Here is a 23,419-nt window from a genome sequence, read left to right as displayed (position 1 = left end):
GCGCCGCTGAGGGTTAATGAAACCGCGGGGGCGTCGTATTGGGCATTTGTGGTTGCCTGAGCGGCGTCCCCTGTTCGCTCATCTGCGTTGGCAAACGGTCAAATTAGGTTGTCTCGCCATCGTTGGTTGCCAACTTGCACGAGAGCAGTGACTCTGCTTGACGAATGTCACGTGTCAGGGCATTTTGGACCGGATAATCCGGGATGGATCCAACATATTGATCCATCTCCTTTACAAAACTCGTTTCAATCCCCCGGGCAGGCTTCCCCGAGTACGCTGTTGTGATGCGAGTGTCTTCCTCCGTGTGGTTCAGAAGTGCCTGTCGGTACGAGGGATTCGTCCCCGCTTCGGGGCAAGTCAAAAATGCTGTGCCCATCTGGACAGCCGCCGCTCCTAGGGCCATGGCTGCCGCCAAGCCCCGTCCATCCATGATTCCACCGGACGCGATGACCGGAATGGACACGTTGTCCGCGATTTGTGGCACGAGCGCCATCGTGCCCACTAGGAAGCCGCTGTTTTGCCCCTCGAACCCACCGCGGTGTCCGCCAGCTTCACTGCCTTGAGCAACGATAGCATCAACGCCTAGCTGTTCCAAAGCCATGGCTTCTCCGACACTGGTGGCTGTTCCTATGACAAATGTTCCGATGGCATGGAGTTTCGCAATTTGCTCCTTTGCGAGCAATCCAAATGTGAAACTGAAAATTGGAATGTGTTCGGCGAGGATCACGTCAAATTGTTCATCAAAGTCTGGCGCGTATTCGGTTGGTAGAGAGGATACGGCATCCATGCCCAGTTCTCGTCTATAACGATTTAGGTACTCGTTCATGTGTCGAATGGAATCCGGCTGGACCGTGTAGTCGTGGGGAACGAACAAGTTGACACCGAACGGTTTTTTGGTTTTAGCCCGTACTTGTTCAATTGCCTGTTTTAGTTGCGTTGGCGACAAGTAGCCTGCTCCGATAGTTCCCAAGCCTCCGCCTTCTGAAACGGCCGCGACTAAATCTGGCGTAGTGATCCCGCCGGCCATCCCGGCCTGGATGATTGGGTATGTCATGTTTAACTGACGCGCTAAGTTTCGCATCGAGCTCATCATATCCGTCCTCCATCCTTGATAGGTCTACATATATCCTACCGAATTACGGGCTTGGAGACATGGATTCAATAGTATTCTCGATATTTCGTACCCCTGCGTTTGACTTTGGAGGATTTGGTCACAAAATGTCGAATTTCTCGGTTACTTCAATGGAATTGGCGGGCTTACATATGAATGAATTGAGAATTATCGGCAGCAAAGTGGAAACAAGCGTACAGGAAGCCAGTTTTCAGTTTGCAAACGTAGAGGCATCCCTCATGACCCGAACACCATACTACGAGATGATTCGGCATCACCTGAAAAAGGGTGCATATTGGTCTTTGGTACCCAGTTCCAAACAAGGCATGGCCGAGAGTTGTACCGTGGAGACGGGGGAAGTGGAAGTACATGTCCAGGGCGACACCTACCGGCTGTATGAGACGGATGTGCTGTCCCTTATCGATTTAGCTGAGTTTGTCGTTTTTCACGCAGTTCGCGACACGACACTCATCTATCTGTCTTCCCAGCCAGTTTATGATCCATATTTTGAGCTTGTGGGCAAAATTCAGAAGCTGGCTGTCGAGATCGAGTTGAAAGACGGATATACATCTCGCCACTGTTCTCGCATTATGGAGTGGTCGTTGGCTGTCGGACGTGAGTTGGGGCTATCACCGGAGCGACTATATCACTTGCAACATGGCGCTTTTTTTCACGATGTAGGGAAAGTCGCGATTCCAAATGAGATACTTGGGAAGCCTGGTCGACTGACAGCGGAAGAGTGGGAGATCATGAAGACTCATCCGCTTCGTGGCAGTGAATTGCTGCGTGAAATTTACTCTGACCAGTTGTCTGAGCCGAGCGTGATCGTGGAGCAACATCATGAGCGGTATGATGGGTCTGGGTACCCGTTTGGGTTGCGGGGAGATGAGATTCATATTGGGGCTGCGATTGTTGCGGTGGTCGATTCATATGATGCAATGACAACGAATCGTATTTATCAACGGGCGAAACCTCCGCAGCAAGCGTTACAGGAAATAAAACAACTGTCCGGCCAGTTATATGATCCTCGGGTTGTCGACGCTTTCTGCAAAGTGATTGAGCGTGACGCTGAGATCGTAAGGCTTGCGGCGGATCGATAAATCGTATCTCGTTGTGAATCATCGACGTTCCTGGGGGTTGCTGGGTCAAGGAGCACGGAAGAAAGCCATTTCCCCTTATCTAAATAAACTAATTGTTTAATATATTGTGCATGCTCAAGTGTCATCTGCCGTCGGGATATGTGAACGACCTGTATAATCATGTCAGGCTTGTACCTTATTGCTTGGGAAATGTCGACTCGTGATTGGCGGCATGTGTGTTCAGGATGACTTTAGGGGTGTTCTCAGGACCTTCCTAGGGTCATTTGTGAATGATGGGACCATGAGATGAATGGGGAGATTTTACACATGTTCACTGAGGTAGAACGGGATCGATTGCTTGATCAATTAACAGAGACCGCCAGGGGGATAGATGGGATCAAGGGGCATGTCCTAGTTGATTCGGGAGCATTTGGTTATCGAGATCAATATTCCGACTTGGACGTATTGGTCGTTGGCGAACGAGCTTGGCAACAGTACGTAAAAACGAAAGCTAATTTTGCGGTCAAAGTTCCCGATGACATTAAGGACGACACAGCAAGGAAGTTGGCTTTGATTAAAAGCGAAAAATTCAATGAGGAAGATTATTATGATACGTTCATTTAACAATGCAGATGCGGAGTATATGGTTAATTCTCATTATGATATCTATCAGCGAGAATACGGTTACGACCTTTCGTTTAAGGAGTTCATTGAAAACAGTGTTAATGACTTCGTGGACACAGCTGATAGGAATTGTGAGCACATCTGGATTCTTGATTTAGAAGGTAAGCAGCGGGGTTCAATTGGATTGACAAGAGTAAATGAGGCCACTGCACAACTGAGGCTGTTCCTTATTGACCCGGAAGCCCGTGGTTTCGGTTTCGGTGGCAAATTAGTGAAACAAGCCATTGATTTTGCCCGTAGCAACAAGTACAAAAAGATAATCTTGTGGACGAATAGCGATTTAAAATCAGCAAGACATTTGTATAACAGATTTGGTTTTAAATTAGTCGAACGAAAAACCAGTACATTATCAAATCAAATCCTAACCGAGGAACGTTGGGAACTACCTCTTCAAGATTATTAGGTAACTGGATCATTAGAGATTCTTTCTCCATGTGGAGATGAGAGGACTCTGAATACTATCCTAGTAAAAGCTGGAGGGATACATGTGCCAACGGATTGGCGCGAAATGATTTGGGGACAGTTCGGTGCGAGTATCGATATGCTGGAGAATGCCGTGTTGGCCTGCCCCGAAGGCGTGTGGTCTGCGTCTTCGGAAAAGCCACGCTGGAAGGAACGTGATGTTGCTGGGTTTTGGTATGTCGTCTATCACACGCTTTTCTGGCTCGATCGCTATCTGACCAATCCACCCACGGATTTCATCCCGAGGGCACCTTTCACGTTGGATGAATTGGACCCTGCGGGTATCCTACCGGAACGCGTCTACTCAAAGGATGAGATGTTACAGTACCTACAAGAGTGCCGTGAAAAGTGTCACGACACGATTATGTCTTTGAACGATGAAGATGTACGCGAACCGTGCGGTCTAGACTGGCTGCCTGTCACCCGCGCCGAATTGCTTCTCTACAATCTGCGGCACGTCCAGCATCATGTCGGGCAATTAAATCTGCTTCTCCGGCAAGGAACTGGCTCGGCGCCGAGATACGTGATGAGAGCCGAGGAGTAACTAAGGAAAAGTGCGGTGCGTGTCATAGGGCTTCGGTCGCCGGGTGTGATCGGTGATGAAGTTCTTGTTCCTCGCTATGGGGCAGTTCAATATAATTCCACCATATAAATAGTAGCGACGAAATCATATTTCTCTCCCTAATCATAGTAAATACTCACGAACAACATGGAAAATATGGAAATTCAAGATTCCTCGATTGACCCAGAGCAGGTGACTTACTTGCTCGAAAAGTGGCACGGTAAGGGATGGTATGCGGATCAGCATGACGTATACAGCGGGAGTCTTACAAAAGGGAAGGCACCATAAGTGCGGACTTTTACCCTTAGCCACTACGTGTAAAATACTTTCCTACCGATTTTCTGAACCCATTTCCGGCCTCTCGTTCGTATATATCGTAGTCACGCTCACCGGTGAGCAACAAGGATGAAAGTGTGGTGAATGAACATTCATTTCCGTCCCGCCGATCAGTTAACGCTATATCAGCAAACAGGTCACTTGACATTCAATGATTCAAACGAAGTTATAAGTCGGGTTCGCGGACTGGTCGAGCGCCACCAGAACTGGCTGATCCATTTAGCGTCATCATATCTGGGCAATATTCAAAGCGCTGAAGACTGTGTGCAAGACGTATTCCTTACGGCTCTGACAAAACTTGACTGGCGGTTGTCCGATACTGCCGTGCGCAACTGGCTTGCCACCTGCACGGTCAACCGCGCCAAAAGCATCCTCCGTTCCGCTAACGTTCGAAGACTGACCTTAATGAACGGTGACGATCTCGCGAACTTTGGCCCGACCACAGACGACACATATGCATCGCTGGATGAATCGGGCGTATTAGGGCATGTCATGGCTTTGCCTATTAAATATCGAGAAGTCATCGTGTTGCGTTATTATCACGATTTATCGATGACAGATATCGCGCACATCCTGAGAATTTCGGAAAACACCGTGAAGACGAGACTGAGAAGAGGCAAGAAACGGCTTCGTCAAACGCTGACACATGCCGGAGGCGATTTATGATGGATAAACTGGACGAGCAACTGAAAATGAGCAAACAGCACGTCATGACGCATACTCTTGAATTGTCCCAACCACTTGGCTTCAGCACGAACACTCCGAAACAACCGAGACGCCGCAAGTTTGCATTTCTCGGCCTCGGTGCCATCAGCGCGGCCTTGCTCTGCGGATTTGGGTTGCCGTTGATCCACGTCGGAAAGAATTTCAATTTATTATCTAGTCAAAACAACGTGAGTGAAGTTCGAATTCCCGTGCTTCAGGGATATGGCGAAAAAGTGAACCAAAGCGTAACAAGTCACGGCATCACACTTCGTATTGTGAATATCTACGCAGATCCTCTGAGATTTGAGTACGATATGATCGAGTCGTTCGGCAAAAACGCGCCCAGTCATCCCGTAATTGTGGACAGCGATATCCATATGACATTGAACGGCAATAAAACACTGTACAACTTTTCCGGTGGCGACTTTCAACGTACTGACGCAGGCGGTTTCGCGGGCACGGTTTTCATGCCAATGATGAACGTTGTGCCGTTCACGCCGCTCCCCGCGAACTTCACGCTTGATGTGCATGTAAGTCAGATTGGCAACGTGGAAGGTAATTGGAACTTTTCGATCCCGGTGTCTCAAGCGAAAATGCTGAACCACTCGAACGTGCTTTCTCCGCATCTAGCGCAAACCGTAGGCAATAAGACATTTACGATACAGGACGTCACTCTCGCACCTGACCAAACGATTATTCAAGCCACCCTATCTGAACCAAATCAAGCAAAACCGGAATTCCCAAACAACGTGTTCGTTCCTGGAGAAATAGGTAAAATTCTCGTGACAGATTCAACGGGACATTTGCTGACCAAGAACAGCGTTGCGAGCAATGTGTTCGATAGGGGACTAGTTGGTAGCCCCAGCTCAACCATTGAAGATGGAAAGCGAATCTACCATATGACCATCGCAGCGGATAAACCGTCAAACAGTAGTACTGCGCTTCACATTACGCCGATTGTCGAGGGGACGACGATGGCTTTATCGTTGAATGGAAAGTTTCCAGTAGTCATGGGACGCGGATCGAACAAGATTACAGTGACGGGGATTCAATTCTTGTCGGATAAAACACTTGTCGATATCACCATGAACAACGAAACATACGACGGGCAACACATGACAGAGTTCAGCATGACACACAAAGTGCCAAGTGCCATCGTAGGAACCTTGGCGTCGTCTGTACGAGTTACCAATGCGACAAAACACCAGATGGTCGTCACTTTTCCCAAAATGGATTCACACCAGGCATACACCATACAGGCTCAGCGCCTGAATCCCCTGTCGCAATTCGCGATTACCGTTCCGCTCAAGTGAAAAGGCATCCTGCAGGTTGCTCTCATGCACGACGCTGGTGCCTAGAGCAACCTGTATACGAGTGCATGAACATGCACCTACGTACAAAGCTGCCTTGTTGAATATCGGGCCAGGTTCACTACAGAAGCACGAGTATCCCGATGGTGGGGTCAATTAGGGTAGCATCCATTCTAGCGAACGCCGTGCTTCAACAACATCAGCACCGCCTGCCACCAAATTTGAGTGCTGCCCTCCAATTCGCCAACAGTATGAACCCCAGCTTTGAGCCGAAGTGGTATGTCAGGGTGTGTACTCTCGGAAGTACTGGTAAGACTGACACAGTCCGGGGGTCCGATTACGACGGTTTTGGTGATTGGTGATAATGTACTGGCAAACTGTTTAGCGTTGATGTCATAAGCTTGTTGGAAGACCTTGGGTGGAGTTTTGCGCAACATGTCCGAACCTTCGATGATTTGACGTTTTGGGCTGCTAAAAATTTGGACAACGTGAACTTCATCTGAGATGGCGGTAATCCAGTGCCACCAATTCATGGGGATGAATACAACGTCCCCTGGGGCGACCTGATACGTAAGCGGTGCCGAATCGGATCGAGCACGGAGATGCTTACCTGCCCGGAGACAACATAGTCCAGCTCGGCAGCATTAGAGTTTCGGCGAGGCGGATTTTCTTTTCTTTTTGATACCAAAGTTACGTTTAGAAGCGACCACGGATCATGTTCCTCCTTCTCGGCTGGAAGGCTTTCAATCGTACATATGTATTCATTCCGCTGATAATTGGGCACATTTGATAATTGGGCACATTCAGGTTGAAACACGTTTGGGTATACAGGTCATGATTTGCATACCGAAGTCACTAATTTTATGATAGTAGTGTTGCACGATACATAGCCGATTGCGGACTAACATCTCGCTTAGGGGGAGAACGATGAATTCGAAGTTATTTTCTCCGTACACCTTGAAGGGACTTGAACTGAAAAACCGAGTTGTCATGGCTCCGATGTGCCAGTATTCGGTAACTGCGAAAGATGGCAAGCCAAATGACTGGCATTTTGTCCATTACACGAGTCGGGCCGTAGGTGGGTCCGGCCTCATTATCACGGAGATGACGGATGTCGATCCCGACGGTCGCATCACGGATTACGATCTCGGCATTTGGTCCGACGATCACATCCCCGCCTTCGCCAAGGTCATCGATGCGGTACACAGCCACGGCGCGAAGATTGGCATCCAAATTGCGCACGCGGGTCGCAAGGCGGAGGACGCAGCAGAGCCGGTCGCACCATCTGCCATCCGGTTCAACGGAGAGGGATATAAGACGCCTCGCGCGCTCTCCACAGATGAAGTGAAGCGCATGGTCGAGAAATTTGCAGCCGGTGCGCGGAGGGCGGTTAAAGCCGGAGTGGATGTCATTGAAATTCACGGTGCGCACGGATATCTCATTCATCAATTCCAGTCTCCGTACACGAACCAACGCACGGACGAATACGGAAGCGACCTGGCGCGCTTTGGTTCTGAGGTCGTCCAGGCCATGAAGAGCGAAATGCCCAGTGATATGCCGCTTCTCCTTCGCGTTTCCGCTGTGGAATACGTGGATGAAGGGTATGGAGTGGCTCACGCTATCGAAATTTGCCGCGCTTACCAGAAGGCTGGCGTGGATATGTTCCACGTGAGCTCGGGTGGGGAAGGACCGGCCGGATCGAAACGCAGGCCGGGCAATTATCCAGGCTATCAAGTCCCGTTTGCGCGTGCGATTAAGGATGCGTTGAACGTGCCCGTGATCGCTGTGGGTATGCTCGAGTCCCCCGAATTGGCGGAGGCGGTTGTCGCCAACGGTGACGCCGATCTGGTTGCTGTGGCGCGGGGGATGTTGCGAGATCCGTATTGGGCCATCCACGCTGCTCGGGAACTGCGCGTGAAACCTGAGTTGCCACAACAGTACATTCGGGCGTATCCGTCCCATTGAGTGGTCGAATGTGGACTGAGCTCGATGATTTAGAGGGAGAGATGAGGTTCAGTGGAAATTCGTTCTCTTGGTCAAACGGGATTAAAAGTCACGAATCTTTGTTTGGGTACCATGACATTCGGCAACCAAGCGGACAAGAAAACCTCGTTTGCCATTCTCGACAAGGCACTTGACGCTGGTGTGAATTTTATCGACACGGCGGACGTGTATCCTCTAGGCCAGTCGTACGACGTCGCGGGTGCCACGGAGGCAATTATCGGGGAGTGGATCCGGGATAAGCGGGATCGAGTCGTGATCGCATCGAAGTGTTTCGGCGCCATGGGTCCTGGTGCAAATGACAAAGGTCTTAGCCGCAAGCACATCATGCAGGCGGTGGAGGACAGTCTTCGTCGACTTCAAGTCGATTACCTCGATCTTTATCAAGCGCATCAGTTTGACTCGACCACGCCCTTAGAGGAAACTCTGCGTGCCTTCGACGATCTCGTTGAACAAGGCAAAGTCCGCTACATCGGTGTATCGAACTGGCGGGCATGGCAAGTGGCGAAGGCAAACGGGATCGCGGACAGGAAAGACTTCGTTCGCATCGATAGCGTTCAGCCGCGATATAACCTGTTGTTCAGGATGATCGAGGATGATTTGGTCCCGATGGCACTCGACGAAGGTGTGGGAATCATCAGTTACAACCCGCTTGCGGGCGGTATGCTCACTGGGCGTTACGGGAAGAACGCGTCCATCGAACAAGGGACGCGCTTTTCACTGGGGAACAACGCAGGGTCGCTCTACCAAGAGCGCTACTGGCAGGCAGCGACACTCGACGCCGTTGAACGGTATACTAATTGGTGCAACGAACACAACTACGATCCGGTTACGACAGCGGTTCGCTGGGTAACACAGCAACCCGGCGTCACGTCGGCCATCATTGGCGCAAGCCGCCCCGAGCAATTGGATGCGAGCCTTCGCGCAGGTGAAGTTCCGGCATTGACGGAAGAGGACTTGCAGTGGCTCGACGGCCTCTGGTTTTCGTTGCCGCGCCGACGCGAATTTAGATGACAAGCTAGGCCCAGGGTCGCTGTGCAACGTCGGGTGAGTTGCGCGGCAACCCTGGACTCACTTCTATAACTGTGACCTACTTGACTGCAGCTTCAGAGGCAACTCGCAGCCATGCCCGGTCATCTTGCCAATCCACATGGACAGGCAACTGAAATGCATTGGACAACACGTCAGCGGTGAGTACCGAGTGTTTTTCTCCTTGAGCAACCACGCTTCCATTTTTCAAGACCATCGTGTGTGTGATCCCGGGCACGATCTCCTCGGCGTGATGGCTTACAAAAATGAGTGTCGGACCGTTTGCTTGTGTCGTGAATTCCTGAATGGCGCTTAAGAGCGATTCGCGTGCGTATAGATCCAACCCTGTGCACGGCTCATCTAAAATGAGCAGGTCGGGATTTGCCATAAGTGCACGGGCGATGAACACTTTCTGTCGTTCACCTTGTGACAGAACGTTCAGTGATTTATCGGCGAGTGAAGCACACCCGAGTCGCTCCAATTGCTCAAGCGCCTCCGCCTCATCCCCGTCCGCGAACGTCCAAACACCCACTGACCCGTACTTTCCACTGATAACGACTTCCAGGGCACTATCGTGAGGTTTGTCGCGTTCAATGCGCTGGCCCATCGCCGCACTGACCCAACCGATTCGCTTTCGCAAGGCTCGCAAGTCTGTTTTTCCGAACTGGTTCCCAAGAACTTCAATTGACCCAGTCGTCGGCCATTGATAGCCGTTGATCAGATTTAGGAGTGAGGTCTTTCCGGAACCGTTCAGTCCGATTAACGACCAATGTTCACCTTTGTTGATGGTCCAGTGAATGTTGTCCAGAATGTGCGTTCCGTTTCGTCTCCAAGAGACATCTTTCAGTTGAACGATGTGCATCCTCCACGCCTCGTTTTCTTTAGGAGTTTGGTCTATCCTATCATACCAAGATAAAATGGGTTGCAAGACAATGAGACTGAATTGTCTGTAATCATTCTAGCGTGTCATGGTAACTTCCTGCCGCTCCGATGTGCCCCTCTCAATCGTCTGAGAAGGCCTCAAGAATCTCTGATAGAGCCCGCTCAAACCGTTCATTGTCCGCCTCCGTGCGCGCTTTCGGACCACGCATGCGAACCTTTCCGCTGCGTCGAAGCTTAGCACTGATGGCGCGTTCTGCTAAAAGGGAGTCGATATTGTCTGGCGTATAAATCTTTCCGCCGGGCGAGACTGCTTTTGCGTTCCGCGCGAGTACCATGGCTGCAAGACCGTAATCCTGTGTGATGACAACCGTTTTTCGATCCGCTCGAATCCGCCTCACTATCTCCATGTCTGTCGCCTGGGGCGATGCGTCGACTTGGATGTGATTCTCTCCTTCAATGTGGTGATTGATTGAGCTGACCGTGATCACCTGTGCAGCGTGCTGCTGTCCCAACCGATGCGTGATGGAGAGCACTGGTTTTGGGGTGGCATCCGCGTCCACAAAAATATCGATGTACATTTGAATGGTTCCTCCGGTTCATTCATTGTCCCATACGTTTGGAAAAATGGACATTTTTCATTGAAACGGTTAGCTTTTCCAAGCCGTCTGATACAGTGAGACATCTGGTGGAGCTGCAAACATCGTGCTCATCAATCCAGCAATCTTCCACATACCGATATCCTCGTAGTCGCACCAATGACCACCAGCGTGATCGATATGAAACATGGGGTGAGGATTGTGCGACGACAAATCATGTCCTTTGTAGCGGGTACGTCTATGATCGCGGCTGTAGCTCTAATCCCGCAAACCGCTTCGGCTGCAACATCTACGACTGTAAACAATTCCGTCACACAACTGCAAAAGGAACTCGCGGCGCTCGGGTACCTTCCGCTGACGAGTGATTTTCAGTGGCGTTTCGCTCCGCCTGCGACTCTCCAAGCGTTGTGGCAGAAGGGCGTCAATAATGTCATGACGAAGGGTGCAGTCATGGAGTTTCAAGAGGTAAACCACCTTTCCATTGACGGGATCGCCGGGCCGCAGACGTGGGCAGCTTTGACGAAGGCGTACGAAGCGAACAAGATGAATCCATACGGATATACGTACGTTCTGGTATCCGAGCAGGCACCTGAAACGTTGCGAATTTGGTCAAACGGTAAACTCGTGTTATCCTCACTGGCGAATACAGGTATCGCGCAACGTCCTACCACGCTAGGAACTTTCCCGGTTTATGAGCGGTATTGGTCACAGGAAATGCGCGGTACGAATCCGAACGGATCCTATTATGACGATCCGGGCGTGCCATATGTAAATTATTTCTACGGCGGGGAAGCGATCCATGGCTTTTGGCGTAAGACATACGGATCGCCCCAGAGTTTGGGGTGTGTGGAACTCCCGATTTCCAATGCAAAGATAGCATGGAATTATATTCATTATGGCACACTCGTCACCGTTCAAAAGGGTGGTACATCCCAACAACCGTCTGGCCCATCAAGTTATGTGAACTACCCTACACTTCACGAAGGGATGTTTAATAACGATGTGAAGATACTTCAGAAAGCGCTCGGAATTGCAGCGGACGGGGACTTCGGACCGATGACGGATGCGGTGGTGAAAAATTTTCAAAAACAACATGGCTTAACTGTTGACGGGATCGTTGGACAAATGACGTGGAAAGCTCTGTTGGCTTGATCAACCATAACAAACGAAAAGTCATACAGCCTTGCGAGGCCCCGCAGGGCTGTACGCTGTATCACGCAATGTTAGGTGCGTGCGATCCACATTTTCAACATCTTAGCCAGAGGAGGACTTATGGGAAAGCAATGGACGTCTGATTTCACTATGTCTGAGAGCCTGGTCCAGAGCCTTTTAGAAGCACAATTCCCAGAATTGGCACCCGTTACACTAGAGGCGCTGGCCACGGGGTGGGATAACTCGGTATTCCTCGTCAACGGAGCATATGTTTTTCGCTTCCCGCGGCGAAAGGTAGCCATTCCACTACTTACGATGGAGAATCGCTTGTTGCCGGAGCTGTCCAAGTATTTGCCCATCCCCATTCCGAATCCATGCTTCGTTGGGCACTCGACAAACGATTATCCGAGTTCGTTCGCAGGGTATGTGAAGCTAGAAGGGACTGCGCCGCATATGCAAAACCTGACTGACGAAAAGCGGATGCGCTCCGCCGTCTCGTGGGCGCTGTTCCTGCGTTCGTTGCATAGGATTTCCATCCATAGTGCCCTTCAATGGGGTATTACCCCGTCCGACGACATTGGTCGCATGGATGTCGAAAAACGCGTGCCGATGTTCGTAGCGAACGTTGAGGAGGTATCCCGTAAAGGCTTGATTGACAACCCAGATTCTCTCCTTCGCGTCGTTGAAACCTTATCCCCTGCAAACCATGTACGCCAGCAGCAACAGCCTGTCGTGGTACACGGCGACATGAACTTCCGAAACTTTTTGGTGAATGATGATGGTGTATTGACGGGCGTGATCGACTGGGGCGACGCACACATTGGTCATCCTGCCGTTGACCTGTCGGTTGTCTATAGTTTTCTCCCTGAGAGCGGCAGGCGAGAATTTTTTAAGGTGTACGGTGAAGTCCATCCTCAAACGGAGTCGTTGGCGAAGTTTCGGTCTCTGTACACAAATATCGTGATCCTTCTGTATGCTCACGACATCGGTGATCGACGGCAGTTCCTTGAAGCAAAACGAGCCATTGCCTTAGCGAATGATTCAAAGTGACATTTTCCCGACGAGCTGCGCGCCAGTGGCTATGGGATAACAAACAGGGCTGCCTCAGCAGCGAATGTTTCCATCGCCGGCAGGAGACAGCCCCTTCTGAACAGCCCGTGTTTTTTTTAACTGATCAACCTTGTTTCACTGCTTCGATTTCCAGGTTGAGCTTCACTTCATCGCCAACCAGTACGCCACCGGTTTCGAGTGCGCTGTTCCAGGTTAAACCGAAGTCTTTGCGGCTCAACGATCCTTTCGCGCTGTAGCCAGCACGTTCGCCGCCCCAAGGATCCTTCCCGCCGCCTTCGTATGTTACGTGGAAGGTAAGCGGTTTGGTTACGCCGCGGATGGTGATATCTCCGGTCAAGTCATACTCGCCTTGGCCCTTCTTGGTGATGTTTGTGCTCTTGAACGTGAGTTTCGGGAAGTTTTCGACATCGAAGAAATCTGCAGAACGCAAGTGATTGTCGCGGCCTTCGTCGCGCGTGTCAATACTGTTCACGTCAATTGAAAAATCGATCTCAGCAGTGGTCAAGTCCTCTGGATCTGCGATCACGTTCGCTTCGAACGAGTGAAAGGAACCGCGGACGTTTGAAATCATCATGTGTTTTACCACAAATTCGATTGCACTGTGAGATGCATCAACATTCCAGGTCGATTTTGCCATGAGTGATAACCTCCAGTTGTTGTTTTGCATGGGGATGGGCCACTCGACATCTGGCCCAGAAATTCTCTATGTCTTATTATTTATGAGTGATGCGTTTTATGTAAGTACGTACATACGTGTGCCATAGTATACTAGAAGATACTTAGACTATCATAGGAGGAACGTGACTTGAGCAATGAAGCGGAAACGTGCTTGGTGAATTCAACGATGAGCATTATTAGCGGCAAGTGGAAGCTGATCATTCTGTTCCACCTGATGCCTGACAAAGTATTGCGGTTTAATGAGTTGAAGCGCTTGATCCCGGGGATAACGCAACGGATGCTCACCAAACAACTTCGCGAGTTAGAGCAGTCTGATATTATCGAACGCACCATCTATCCTGAGATCCCGCCAAGAGTGGAGTATTCTATAACGGAGTACGGACGGACATTACAGCCGATTCTGCAGATGATGCATCAGTGGGGGGAAGCGCATCTGCGGAGAATGGAAGCCGCGGCAGCCGCTCATGAGTGATTCATAGATTACGAGTGTGGCAAGTGTAAGAGCCCGATTCGCCAGACAGTAATTAGGCTTATCGGGCTTTTTCTCCGTTTGCTTGACAGTCTTTACAAACGCCGTGAAGGAGAATTTCGGGACCGTCAATGAAAGTGGGTTGTTTTCGACACGGATTCCAACCAATCTGCTGGCAGCTCAATAGCCGCTTCGGCAACCTTTCCACAGACGTCACAGATGACGTGCAGATGGTCCTCGATACGAGCATCGTAGCGACTGATGGCGTTTCCAAGTTTCAGTTCTCGAATCAAAGCCATTTCGACCAAGTATCGAAGTGAGTTATATACCGTTCCATAGGCGAAGTGATGACCTGATTGACGCAGTCGTTCCATAATATCATTTGCAGTCGGGTGATCGGTTGACTCGCGTACCAAATCGTAGATGACGCGGCGCTGCGTTGTCCAATTGACCTTGCGGCTCAATTTGCATGCATCTCCTTAAGAAAATCCTCCATAGAATCTACCGCCTTTCGAGCCAAAGGGCAATGTGCGAAACGGATATTGCAATTCTGATGCGGCACTGTTACAGTGTAGATCAATATTTATACTAAGTCTAAATTCAATATGTGGAGGCGATGTTTGTGAACAATAAACCTATAACGACGCAGTCGGGCGCACCGGTATATGACAACCAGAACAGTAAGACAGCAGGTTCACGTGGACCAGTTTTGTTAGAGGATGTCCACTTAGTTGAAAAATTAGCCCATTTCAACCGCGAGCGGATTCCAGAACGCGTGGTTCATGCAAAAGGTGCCGGCGCGTACGGCACGTTCGAAGTCACCCATCCGGTATCGCAGTACACCAAGGCCAAATTTCTTTCAGAAGTTGGCAAAAAGACCGAAGTGTTCGTTCGATTCTCGACCGTTGGTGGTGAAAAAGGCTCAGCGGATTCCGAACGCGACCCACGTGGATTTGCCGTCAAATTCTATACCGAGGACGGCAACTACGATCTCGTCGGAAACAACACACCGGTCTTCTTCATCCGTGACCCACTGAAGTTTCCGGACTTTATCCACACACAGAAGCGCAACCCAGCGACGAACCTGAAGGACCCGAATGCCGTTTGGGATTTCTTTTCCCTGTCACCTGAATCACTTCATCAGTTGACCATCTTGTACTCTGATCGGGGTACGCCCAAGGATTATCGTCATATGCATGGATTTGGCAGTCATACGTTCCAATGGGTGAGTGCAGAAGGAAAGGCCGTCTGGGTCAAGTACCATTTCCGCACGGACCAGGGCATTGAAAACTTCACACGTGAGGAAGCCGCGCGTGTCGCGGGGGAAGACCCAGACAGTGCAACTCGAGATCTGTATACCTCAATTGCTGAGGGGAATTTCCCAAGTTGGACACTTTGCGTTCAAATCATGCCGCTCGAAGACGCGGACCACTACAAGTTTGATCCTTTCGATGTCACAAAAGTGTGGCACTACGATGATTACCCAATGATCCCAGTCGGCCGCATGGTTTTAAACCGCAATCCGGAAAACTACTTTGCAGAGGTCGAACAAGTTGCGATGTCTCCCGCGAATATCGTTCCCGGCATCGGCTATTCTCCTGACAAGATGTTACAGGGTCGTCTGTTCGCTTATTCGGACGCGCACCGCTATCGCTTGGGCACGAATTATAACCTGTTGCCCGTCAATCGGCCCCACATCGCGGACGTTCAGAACTACCAACGGGACGGTGCGATGCGATTTGATGGAAACGGTGGAGGAAGCGTCAATTACGAGCCGAATAGTTTTAATGGACCGACGCAGTTGGATTCGGCAAAAGGATACCATTTACCGGTATCTGGAACTGCCGAGTCTACGCCGTATCAACACGACGATCACTACACTCAACCAGGAGATCTGTACCGCCTCATGTCACCTGACGAAAAGGAGCGCCTCATCGACAACATCGTTCATTCGATGACCGGCGTTGATGAAACGATTCAGCGAAGGCAGATTGAGCACTTCCGAAAGGCCGATGAGGAGTGGGGGAACCGCGTTGCTAGTTTGCTGAATATAGCTGTGAAGGCGAACTCTTAATACTCTCTGGGCACGTGTGAGTGATACGAGTCAAAGGAGCTTCATCGTGTATCGCTTACGAGGGCATCATTTACTTTGCTTATTGGGTTATCGGGGAATGGGTTACTCAGACGAATTCGTCAAACAAATGACCAATCTGCATAGTGCGCTGCGCGAAAATAGCAGCACTGAAATTGAATTGGTCGAGGGACCTGATGATTTGTGCGCCAAATTCCCCGACGACAAGCCATGTCACTGTTTGGAACAAACCGTTATGAAACGGGATGCCGTCATTCTTGAAAGGCTTGGCCTACAGGTTGGTGAGGTTGTGTCCTGGGGCGAGATCGAAACGCGTATTGCGTACACCATTTGGCCATCGGACGTACCGAGTTTCTGCGCAACTTGCCCGTGGCTTTCTTACGGCGTCTGCGAAGAGGGCGTCGCTCGTATTCAGAACGGGCAGGGACTGTATCCTGTGTCGACTTCATGATCTGTCGGATGCTGTAGGTGGCGGGGCGGGGGAATGCCCGGGGGGACGTCCGGGATTGCGGACCAGTGTTCCCTTAATCCTTCGCCCGACGCGCGTTTGGCATGATCAACGGACTCAGATTCCGTTATGTGACCACGTCCACGCGTGAAATAGACGGGATCGGCGGGATAAGAGAATCTCGTTCCCCTGTTTTCGGTGCCCCAGCGTAGTGGGAGTAACAACGGAACACGAGTCGCTTATGGGGGGCCCGCAGGCCGGCCCAGACCGAGCCATCGGCAGCGGTGTCACGGAACCAGTAAGCCCATTGCCGGATGAAGTACATCGCCACCGAGGGTAGCTGGCGACGGACGTCCGGGCCGGGGGATTACGCACCTATGTGCCTTTAATCCTTCGCCCGACGCGTGTCTGGCATGATCAACGGACTCGGATTCCGTTATGTGACCACGTCCACGTGTGAAATAGGCGGGATCGGCGGGATAAGAGAATCTCGTTCCCCTGTTTCTCGGTGCCCCATCGTAGTGGGAGTAACAACGGAACACGAGTCGCTTATGGGGGCTGGCAGGCCGGCCCGAACCGAGCCACCGCCAGCGGTGTCACGGAACTAGTAAGCTCATTGCCGGATTAAGTCGCACCGCCACCGAGGGTGCTGGCGACGGAGGGCCGGGGGATTACGCACCTATGTGCCTTTAATCCTTCGCCCGACGCGCGTTTGGTATGATCAACGGACTTAGATTCCGTTATGTGACCACGTCAACGTGTGAAATAGGCGGGATCGGCGGGATAAGAGAATTTCGTTCCCCTGTTTCTCGGTGCCCCAGCGTAGTGGGAGTACAAGGGAACACGAGTCGCTTATGGGGGCCCACAGGCAGGCCCAGACCGAGCCAACGCCAGCGGTGTCACGGCACCAGTAAGCCCATCGCCAGATGAAGTCACACCGCCACCATCGCAAACTGAGCAATAAGCGACCTGCAGATCCCTACCATGGCCAAGCGGGGACTCGCGCCAGCACAAGCTCCCGACCGCGCCACCCCCAACCCCACGGGCATCTATACTTCAATCCTCTTTCAATCTTCCCAAGGTAAAATATCCGAATGGAACTTGCCATATCGTGCGGATAAACGTTTAAGCGGTGCGACGACCTCTGCGGTGACATCGCTCTGCCAAAACTCTCCCCCTGTCCAAGGGATTGTACGATCAAGCGATAAGTGGGATGATTAAATAATTTATGGAATGTATGGCCTTACAAAGGCCAGGCTCACCCTGGTGGCGATCTGTAGGCCCTCGTCTCTAAAGCTGTCCCTTGACAACGACCGGAGTCAGGGATGGTTGACACCTCAAGTACGGTCTTGCGACGGACGTTGTGATGTGTTGTGAACGGGTTACGGCGAGCCTTAACCAAGGCAACTATGTTATGGTCTAAGGGACAACGTTTCCGTCGCTGGATGGTACAACAAGGGAGGCAAATTCGTGACTTTACAAAAATCGAGCGTATCTGCTCTTGTCAATCGAATGATTTCGCCAGAGGTAGTTGTGGACAGGTGTTCCGCACTGCAGTCCAAAAAGCAGGTCATCTTGGATGAAGTGGCTGTCTCGGATGTTTATCAAATTGGGATCGGGGCATTCAGCCCGCTAACCGGGTTTATGTCGGAAGACGACTACCGTTCCGTCGTGGAGACGATGAAACTCGTGAATGGGGCAATCTGGTCGATTCCGGTGACACTTCCGGTGACCGAAGAATTCGCTGCAACTGTCAAATTGGATGAGGAAATCGCGTTAGTGCGACCTGACGGCGTGGTGTGTGCATCCATGAAGGTTCATCACATTTATCGCCCGAACCTCGAGCACGAAGCGGAAATGGTTTATCGTACAAAAGAAGATGCACACCCTGGTGTTCGTCGCCTCTATGAACGTGGAAGTGTTTATTTGGGTGGACCGGTAGAAGTGTTTGCCGATGAACGGGTGGACGAGTTTTCCGACTTTTTCTTCACGCCGGAGCAGACGCGGAAGGCGTTTGCGGATCGCGGATGGAAGACCATTGTCGGCTTCCAAACGCGTAACCCTGTACACCGAGCGCATGAGTATATTCAAAAGGCGGCCCTGGAGATAGTCGATGGATTGTTTCTCAATCCACTCATCGGACCGACCAAATCAGACGATGTCCCGGCTGATGTGAGGCTGCGGGCGTATCAGACCATTTTGAAGCACTATTATCCGCAAAATCGTGTGTTCTTCGGCGTGTACAAAGCGGCGATGCGCTATGCGGGGCCGCGTGAAGCCGTGATGCACGCGCTCGTGCGCAAGAACTTCGGATGTACTCATTTCATCGTCGGTCGCGATCACGCCGGCGTCGGCAACTACTACGGCACATACGATGCACAGCACATTTTTGACAACTTCGACCTTGATCACCTCGGTATCACACCGTTGTTCTTCGAACATGCATTCTACTGCAAGAAGTGTGAAGGTATGGCAACTCCGAAGACCTGCCCGCATGATGATAGCGAGCACATCATTCTGTCGGGGACGAAGGTTCGTGCGATGCTGAGCGAAGGGATCGCACCGCCGCCGGAATTTAGCCGGCCAGAAGTTGTAAAAGTTCTGATGGAGCACTATACAAAAGCGTAAGCGGGAAAACGGATAGGAGACAAGGAAAATCGGCTCAAGCGGCGTGCTCGCGTGACGTGCACCGGATGGAGGAGAGCAGACGTGTTGGAGCGGGAAATCAGGATATTGGAAGATGCCGTTCGCGAAGCAGGACAGGAGATCGTGCGAATTTCGCGCGACGGGTTTGAAACGTCGTATAAAGGCAAGGACGATCCGCTCACAACCGCCGACTTGGCTGCGAACTCGATTCTACATGAGAAATTGTCCGAGTCGTTCCCAGACTATGGATGGTTATCGGAGGAATCGGCTGAGGATCTGTCTCGGTTGACGTGTAAACGAGTCTGGGTCGTGGATCCCATTGACGGCACGCGGGAATTCATTCGCGGACTCCCGGAGTTCGCGATTTCCGTGGCACTTGTCGAGGATGGGCTGCCCATTGTAGGCGTTGTTCATAACCCCATGACAGGGGAAGTCTTCAGTGTGGTCAAGGGGCATGGAGTTGCGCTCAATGGAAAAGCAATCTGTGTGCGGGAAAGAAAGCCGGATCGACTTATGGTACTGGGGAGTCGCTCTGAAATTCGCCGCGGAGAGTTCAAGCCGTTTGAACAAGACATGGATGTTCGCCCCTTGGGCTCCATCGCCTACAAACTGGCACTCGTCGCAGCTGGACAGGCGGATGCGACGTTTAGCTTGTCACCGAAAAACGAGTGGGACATTGCCGCCGGAGTTCTTCTCGTTGAAGAAGCCGGAGGATGGACGTCCGATAAACAGAGGAATCCGTTTCGGTTTAATCAGCAAAACACACTTGTCACCGGTGTCATTGCAACGTCATCTGCGTGTCGTGAAACCGTGACGGGTAGAATCGAGAGCCACCTGCAGTCCTCGCACTAGCGTGGGTGGGGCTTCCTAGGTGGTGACAGTACTGCTTGTCACCGCTTCGGAGGATTACCCATACCTAATTCTGCCGCACGCTGATTGGTCGCTGTGATGGCCTCTTGCAAAATGGACATGAAGTTTCCTCGTTCCAATACTTCGAGCCCCGCCGCAGTCGCCCCACCCGGCGTCGTTACTTCATTTGCCAATACTTGTGGTTCTGTGCCCGTGAGCAATAGATTGGCGCTGCCAAGCAGCATTTGCCCAACGATTTGTCTTGCATTTACCTCGGATAAGCCATATTCGACAGCCATTTCTTCGAATGCTTGCGCAGCTCGGTAGATAAAGGCCGGTGCGCTGCCTGTGATGGCTGTGAGTTTGTGCACCTGTTCTTCCGTACAGATCTGATGCTGACCTAATGCTTGTAGCATTTCTGTTAACATTTCAACTTGTTCATTCGTGACGGCACTTCCGAGGGCACACAGTGTCATGGATTGACCGATGGACGCGGCAGTATTCGGCATGACCCAAGCCACGGCAACGTCAGGGGGCAGGGATGACTCAAGGCCCGAGACGCCAATGCCGGCGGCTACGCTGACGATGAGTTGGTGTTGTTTGACGTGATCGCGTAGTTGTGCGAGCACAGCCGGATGTTCGCTGGGCGGCATCGCCAGGACAACGACGTCCGCCGATTCAACGACTTGTTGCCAATTTGAGGTGGATTCGATGCCGAAGCGGGATCGTAAAGCCTCTAATCGACTTGTGTCTGAGCGGTTTGACGCGACGATTTGCCACGCAAACGATCCCTGTTGTTTGACCAGGCCATGAATCATCGCCTGCGCCATACGGCCCGCACCGATAAATAAAATCCGCCGAGTTTCCATTAAACAACCTCCATACATATGCATGACCACATCTTGCCGACCTATTGTATCATCTACAGGGTTGCATTTTTCTTGCCGGGTAGAGAAACTGGATGATAGTACAAGTGTATCCAGATCGGATTAGAGCAGAGGAGTTTATCGATTTGTTTGAACTGAAAAGCCCAGATTATATACAGCAGATATCATCCGATCTCGACCTGAAACCAACACAAGTTCGCGCCGCGATTCGGCTGATCGATGAAGGGAACACCATTCCGTTCATCGCGAGATACCGGAAGGAAATGACCGGAGAATTGGACGAGACGCAACTTCGTGAGATTTCCGGTCGCTATGAAACGGCGACGGCTTTATTCACGCGCAAGCAAGATGTTGTTCGATTACTCGACGAACATGGCGCATTCGCTGACGAGGAAGTTGCCAAGAAGCTGACGCTGTCGATTGAAAAAGCAAAGACACTCACAGAAGTTGAAGATATCTATCGGCCGTACCGACCGAAGCGCAAGACTCGAGCGTCCGTGGCGAAAGAACGGGGACTCGCACCGTTGGCTGCGTGGTTAAGGGAGAAGGATCGCGAGGTCGACACCGAAGCGATGGTACTTGCCTATGCGGAGCAATTTGTGGACGAGGCCAAAGGAGTACCGACAAACGAAGACGCCATCCAAGGCGCCTTGGACATTTTCGCGGAAGAAGTCGCAGACGACCCAGAGAGCAGGAAGTGGATTCGTGAGCAGACGTCTCGCGAAGGATACATAAAGAGTGCGGCGACGGACAGTGAAGCGGAAAGCGTCTATGAAGCGTACTACGATTTTTCCGAGCCCTTGGCAAAAGTGCTGCCACACCGAATCCTCGCCATGAACCGCGGAGAACGGGAAAACTTCCTCAAAGTGTCCGTTGATGTATCACAAGAGGTCATGGTGTCCTATCTCGTGCGGAGACACGTTCATGTAAAGGAAGCCAGCTATCTAGGACGGCGTTTGCGTGAAGCCGTGCTGGATGCATATAAGCGGCTGATCGAGTCGGCTATCGAGCGAGAAATCAGAGCAGAGCTGACCGCCAAGGCCGAAGAACAGGCCATCAACATTTTCGGCGAGAACCTGCGAAACTTGTTGATGCAGCCACCAATTCGCGGAAGGACGGTTCTCGGAGTCGATCCCGCTTATCGCACCGGCTGTAAACTCGCAGTCGTCGATGACACGGGGAAGCTTCTCGAAGTGACCGTAATTTACCCGACTCCACCCCAAAGCAAAGTCGATGAGGCACGTCGAGTTGTCCTTCAGTTGATAAGCCGTTATGACATCACTTTGATCGCAATTGGTAACGGAACGGCGTCGAGGGAGACGGAAAGTTTTATTGCTGACTGTGTACGAACTGTTAGTGAGTCAGAAGAGAAAAAGGTTCCGTATGTCATCGTTTCGGAAGCCGGCGCAAGCGTGTATTCCGCTTCCACACTGGCCGGAGAAGAGTTTCCCGATTTGGACGTGTCGGAGCGAAGCGCCATCTCTATCGCCCGCCGCTTGCAGGACCCACTGGCTGAGTTCGTCAAAATTGACCCGAAGTCGGTTGGCGTCGGTCAATACCAACACGATGTGACGCAGAAGAAACTCGATGAAAAACTGGGTGCCGTCGTGGAGTCGGCCGTCAATCAGGTAGGCGTTGACGTGAATACCGCATCTCCGAGCCTGCTGTCCTACGTAGCAGGATTGAATAAAACCGTGGCCAAAAATATCGTCGAATTTCGAGAACAAAACGGACGTTTTCGGAACAGAAAAATGCTTTCCAAAGTCCCGCGCCTGGGGCCGAAGACGTTGGAGCAATGCGTGGGCTTCTTGCGCGTTCCCGACGGGGATGAGGTCCTGGATGCGACGCCCATTCACCCAGAGTCGTACGGTGCCGTGGAAAGTTTGCTCCAGCGCAGCGGACAGGACGCATCTATTCTCCGAGACGCGGCCCGCCGTCGCGGGTGGCTCCGTGAGTTACGTGCTGAATCCATTGAGACGCTCAGCGACGCAACGGGCATTGGCGCACCAACGCTTCGTGATATTTTCGACGCGCTCGAACGTCCAGGACGCGATCCCCGCGAGGACGTTCCACCGCCGATCCTCCGGACAGACGTGCTCAAACTCGAGGACCTGGAAGTCGGCATGACGTTGACGGGAACGGTGCGCAACGTCGTTGATTTCGGTGCGTTTGTCGACGTGGGTGTGAAAAACGACGGTTTGGTGCACATCTCGCAGTTATCCGACAGATTTGTCAAACACCCGATGGATGTCGTATCCGTAGGGGACATTGTAAAAGTGAAAGTCATTCAAATTGACGTTCAGAAGCAGCGGCTAGGGCTGTCTATGAAAGGTCTTGGCAATTCGTGATGGAGAACCGTCGAGATCGTAT

23 protein-coding genes and 1 pseudogene are annotated in these 23,419 nt (G+C 51.5%); 16 read left to right on the top strand and 8 right to left on the bottom strand.

Features of this window, described 5'->3' with window-relative positions; all coding sequences use genetic code 11:
* Positions 1 to 103: 103 nt before the first annotated feature.
* Entirely contained in the window at positions 104 to 1,090 is a 987-nt protein-coding gene (locus NZD86_RS17915; RefSeq protein ID WP_268043415.1) for an NAD(P)H-dependent flavin oxidoreductase, read from the bottom strand.
* Between the two features lie 173 nt (positions 1,091 to 1,263).
* Here NZD86_RS17915 and NZD86_RS17910 point away from each other — a divergent pair, with 173 nt between their 5' ends.
* From NZD86_RS17910 to NZD86_RS17885, 6 genes are all read left to right on the top strand, one after another.
* Entirely contained in the window at positions 1,264 to 2,211 is a 948-nt protein-coding gene (locus NZD86_RS17910; RefSeq protein WP_268043414.1) for an HD-GYP domain-containing protein, read from the top strand.
* Positions 2,212 to 2,517: 306 nt separating this feature from the next.
* Positions 2,518 to 2,814 carry a hypothetical protein gene (locus NZD86_RS17905; RefSeq protein ID WP_268043413.1) on the top strand — a complete coding sequence of 99 codons (297 nt, stop codon included), beginning with the start codon at positions 2,518 to 2,520 and terminating at the stop codon, positions 2,812 to 2,814.
* Positions 2,798 to 3,277 (top strand): GNAT family N-acetyltransferase, encoded by a 480-nt coding sequence (locus NZD86_RS17900; RefSeq protein WP_268043412.1) that lies wholly within the window; start codon positions 2,798 to 2,800, stop codon positions 3,275 to 3,277. Before NZD86_RS17905 ends, NZD86_RS17900 begins: the two co-directional genes overlap by 17 nt.
* 84 nt (positions 3,278 to 3,361) lie before the next feature.
* The gene (locus tag NZD86_RS17895; protein ID WP_268043411.1) at positions 3,362 to 3,880 is read left to right on the top strand and encodes a DinB family protein; all 519 of its coding nucleotides are present in this window, start codon (positions 3,362 to 3,364) and stop codon (positions 3,878 to 3,880) included.
* Positions 3,881 to 4,318: 438 nt separating this feature from the next.
* Positions 4,319 to 4,900: an RNA polymerase sigma factor gene (locus NZD86_RS17890; protein WP_268043410.1), complete on the top strand. Its 582-nt coding sequence runs from the start codon at positions 4,319 to 4,321 to the stop codon at positions 4,898 to 4,900.
* Positions 4,897 to 6,252, top strand: coding sequence for a DUF4179 domain-containing protein (locus NZD86_RS17885; protein WP_268043409.1), 1,356 nt, complete (start codon positions 4,897 to 4,899; stop codon positions 6,250 to 6,252). Before NZD86_RS17890 ends, NZD86_RS17885 begins: the two co-directional genes overlap by 4 nt.
* A 170-nt stretch (positions 6,253 to 6,422) precedes the next feature.
* Here the strand turns inward: NZD86_RS17885 and NZD86_RS17880 are convergent.
* Positions 6,423 to 6,803, bottom strand: a pseudogene (locus tag NZD86_RS17880) (hypothetical protein); the annotation flags it as partial.
* 373 nt (positions 6,804 to 7,176) lie between these two features.
* Here NZD86_RS17880 and NZD86_RS17875 point away from each other — a divergent pair.
* A complete protein-coding gene (locus NZD86_RS17875; RefSeq protein ID WP_268043408.1) occupies positions 7,177 to 8,214 on the top strand; it encodes an NADH:flavin oxidoreductase/NADH oxidase in 1,038 nt (345 codons plus the stop codon).
* A 51-nt stretch (positions 8,215 to 8,265) separates the two neighbouring features.
* Positions 8,266 to 9,264 carry an aldo/keto reductase gene (locus tag NZD86_RS17870; RefSeq protein WP_268043406.1) on the top strand — a complete coding sequence of 333 codons (999 nt, stop codon included), beginning with the start codon at positions 8,266 to 8,268 and terminating at the stop codon, positions 9,262 to 9,264.
* A gap of 76 nt (positions 9,265 to 9,340) precedes the next feature.
* Here the strand turns inward: NZD86_RS17870 and NZD86_RS17865 are convergent, their stop codons facing one another.
* The 3 genes from NZD86_RS17865 to NZD86_RS17855 all read right to left on the bottom strand — a co-directional run bounded on the left by NZD86_RS17865 (position 9,341) and on the right by NZD86_RS17855 (position 10,946).
* Positions 9,341 to 10,141 carry an ABC transporter ATP-binding protein gene (locus NZD86_RS17865; protein ID WP_268043405.1) on the bottom strand — a complete coding sequence of 267 codons (801 nt, stop codon included), beginning with the start codon at positions 10,139 to 10,141 and terminating at the stop codon, positions 9,341 to 9,343.
* Between the two features lie 139 nt (positions 10,142 to 10,280).
* Positions 10,281 to 10,739: a YaiI/YqxD family protein gene (locus NZD86_RS17860; RefSeq protein ID WP_268043404.1), complete on the bottom strand. Its 459-nt coding sequence runs from the start codon at positions 10,737 to 10,739 to the stop codon at positions 10,281 to 10,283.
* 69 nt (positions 10,740 to 10,808) lie between these two features.
* Positions 10,809 to 10,946, bottom strand: coding sequence for a hypothetical protein (locus NZD86_RS17855; protein WP_268043403.1), 138 nt, complete (start codon positions 10,944 to 10,946; stop codon positions 10,809 to 10,811).
* 12 nt (positions 10,947 to 10,958) lie between these two features.
* Between NZD86_RS17855 and NZD86_RS17850 the strand changes: the two genes are divergently transcribed.
* Positions 10,959 to 11,909 carry a L,D-transpeptidase family protein gene (locus tag NZD86_RS17850; protein WP_268043402.1) on the top strand — a complete coding sequence of 317 codons (951 nt, stop codon included), beginning with the start codon at positions 10,959 to 10,961 and terminating at the stop codon, positions 11,907 to 11,909.
* 120 nt (positions 11,910 to 12,029) lie between these two features.
* The gene (locus NZD86_RS17845) at positions 12,030 to 12,959 is read left to right on the top strand and encodes a phosphotransferase (protein WP_268043400.1); all 930 of its coding nucleotides are present in this window, start codon (positions 12,030 to 12,032) and stop codon (positions 12,957 to 12,959) included.
* A 124-nt stretch (positions 12,960 to 13,083) separates the two neighbouring features.
* On the opposite strand, the gene NZD86_RS17840 is transcribed toward NZD86_RS17845, so the two are convergent.
* The gene (locus tag NZD86_RS17840) at positions 13,084 to 13,617 is read right to left on the bottom strand and encodes a YceI family protein (RefSeq protein ID WP_268043399.1); all 534 of its coding nucleotides are present in this window, start codon (positions 13,615 to 13,617) and stop codon (positions 13,084 to 13,086) included.
* A 168-nt stretch (positions 13,618 to 13,785) separates the two neighbouring features.
* Between NZD86_RS17840 and NZD86_RS17835 the strand changes: the two genes are divergently transcribed.
* Complete coding sequence (locus tag NZD86_RS17835) at positions 13,786 to 14,130, top strand: winged helix-turn-helix transcriptional regulator (protein ID WP_407655183.1); 345 nt, start codon at positions 13,786 to 13,788, stop codon at positions 14,128 to 14,130.
* Positions 14,131 to 14,255: 125 nt separating this feature from the next.
* Here the strand turns inward: NZD86_RS17835 and NZD86_RS17830 are convergent, their stop codons facing one another.
* Positions 14,256 to 14,591: a Fur family transcriptional regulator gene (locus tag NZD86_RS17830; protein WP_326492589.1), complete on the bottom strand. Its 336-nt coding sequence runs from the start codon at positions 14,589 to 14,591 to the stop codon at positions 14,256 to 14,258.
* A 152-nt stretch (positions 14,592 to 14,743) separates the two neighbouring features.
* Here NZD86_RS17830 and NZD86_RS17825 point away from each other — a divergent pair, with 152 nt between their 5' ends.
* The 4 genes from NZD86_RS17825 to NZD86_RS17810 all read left to right on the top strand — a co-directional run bounded on the left by NZD86_RS17825 (position 14,744) and on the right by NZD86_RS17810 (position 20,165).
* On the top strand, positions 14,744 to 16,201 hold the full coding sequence (locus NZD86_RS17825; protein WP_326492588.1) for a catalase: 1,458 nt from the start codon (positions 14,744 to 14,746) through the stop codon (positions 16,199 to 16,201).
* A 46-nt stretch (positions 16,202 to 16,247) separates the two neighbouring features.
* Positions 16,248 to 16,670, top strand: a complete 423-nt coding sequence (locus tag NZD86_RS17820) for a DUF1284 domain-containing protein (RefSeq protein WP_268043397.1) — start codon at positions 16,248 to 16,250, stop codon at positions 16,668 to 16,670.
* Between the two features lie 1,467 nt (positions 16,671 to 18,137).
* Positions 18,138 to 19,295, top strand: coding sequence for a sulfate adenylyltransferase (gene sat / locus NZD86_RS17815; protein WP_268043396.1), 1,158 nt, complete (start codon positions 18,138 to 18,140; stop codon positions 19,293 to 19,295).
* An 81-nt stretch (positions 19,296 to 19,376) separates the two neighbouring features.
* On the top strand, positions 19,377 to 20,165 hold the full coding sequence (locus NZD86_RS17810) for a 3'(2'),5'-bisphosphate nucleotidase CysQ (RefSeq protein ID WP_268043395.1): 789 nt from the start codon (positions 19,377 to 19,379) through the stop codon (positions 20,163 to 20,165).
* Positions 20,166 to 20,203: 38 nt separating this feature from the next.
* Here the strand turns inward: NZD86_RS17810 and proC are convergent, their stop codons facing one another.
* On the bottom strand, positions 20,204 to 21,031 hold the full coding sequence (gene proC, locus NZD86_RS17805; protein ID WP_268043394.1) for a pyrroline-5-carboxylate reductase: 828 nt from the start codon (positions 21,029 to 21,031) through the stop codon (positions 20,204 to 20,206).
* Positions 21,032 to 21,123: 92 nt separating this feature from the next.
* Here proC and NZD86_RS17800 point away from each other — a divergent pair, with 92 nt between their 5' ends.
* Positions 21,124 to 23,397: a Tex family protein gene (locus tag NZD86_RS17800; protein ID WP_268043393.1), complete on the top strand. Its 2,274-nt coding sequence runs from the start codon at positions 21,124 to 21,126 to the stop codon at positions 23,395 to 23,397.
* Positions 23,398 to 23,419 lie beyond the last annotated feature (22 nt).

The organism is Alicyclobacillus dauci (assembly GCF_026651605.1).
In the GTDB taxonomy this organism is placed as follows: domain Bacteria; phylum Bacillota; class Bacilli; order Alicyclobacillales; family Alicyclobacillaceae; genus Alicyclobacillus; species Alicyclobacillus dauci.
This window is presented reverse-complemented; position numbering and strand designations above follow the sequence as displayed.

Excerpts from the sequence above, each read along its gene's own strand:
- NZD86_RS17915 (WP_268043415.1), bottom strand. The coding sequence starts at position 1,090 with ATGAGCTCGATGCGAAACTTAGCGCGTCAGTTAAACATGACATACCCA.
- NZD86_RS17910 (WP_268043414.1), top strand. The coding sequence starts at position 1,264 with ATGAATGAATTGAGAATTATCGGCAGCAAAGTGGAAACAAGCGTACAG.
- NZD86_RS17905 (WP_268043413.1), top strand. The coding sequence starts at position 2,518 with ATGTTCACTGAGGTAGAACGGGATCGATTGCTTGATCAATTAACAGAG.
- NZD86_RS17900 (WP_268043412.1), top strand. The coding sequence starts at position 2,798 with ATGATACGTTCATTTAACAATGCAGATGCGGAGTATATGGTTAATTCT.
- NZD86_RS17890 (WP_268043410.1), top strand. The coding sequence starts at position 4,319 with ATGAACATTCATTTCCGTCCCGCCGATCAGTTAACGCTATATCAGCAA.
- NZD86_RS17885 (WP_268043409.1), top strand. The coding sequence starts at position 4,897 with ATGATGGATAAACTGGACGAGCAACTGAAAATGAGCAAACAGCACGTC.
- NZD86_RS17875 (WP_268043408.1), top strand. The coding sequence starts at position 7,177 with ATGAATTCGAAGTTATTTTCTCCGTACACCTTGAAGGGACTTGAACTG.
- NZD86_RS17865 (WP_268043405.1), bottom strand. The coding sequence starts at position 10,141 with ATGCACATCGTTCAACTGAAAGATGTCTCTTGGAGACGAAACGGAACG.
- NZD86_RS17860 (WP_268043404.1), bottom strand. The coding sequence starts at position 10,739 with ATGTACATCGATATTTTTGTGGACGCGGATGCCACCCCAAAACCAGTG.
- NZD86_RS17855 (WP_268043403.1), bottom strand. The coding sequence starts at position 10,946 with ATGTTTCATATCGATCACGCTGGTGGTCATTGGTGCGACTACGAGGAT.
- NZD86_RS17845 (WP_268043400.1), top strand. The coding sequence starts at position 12,030 with ATGGGAAAGCAATGGACGTCTGATTTCACTATGTCTGAGAGCCTGGTC.
- NZD86_RS17840 (WP_268043399.1), bottom strand. The coding sequence starts at position 13,617 with ATGGCAAAATCGACCTGGAATGTTGATGCATCTCACAGTGCAATCGAA.
- NZD86_RS17825 (WP_326492588.1), top strand. The coding sequence starts at position 14,744 with ATGTTTGTGAACAATAAACCTATAACGACGCAGTCGGGCGCACCGGTA.
- proC (WP_268043394.1), bottom strand. The coding sequence starts at position 21,031 with ATGGAAACTCGGCGGATTTTATTTATCGGTGCGGGCCGTATGGCGCAG.
- NZD86_RS17800 (WP_268043393.1), top strand. The coding sequence starts at position 21,124 with ATGATAGTACAAGTGTATCCAGATCGGATTAGAGCAGAGGAGTTTATC.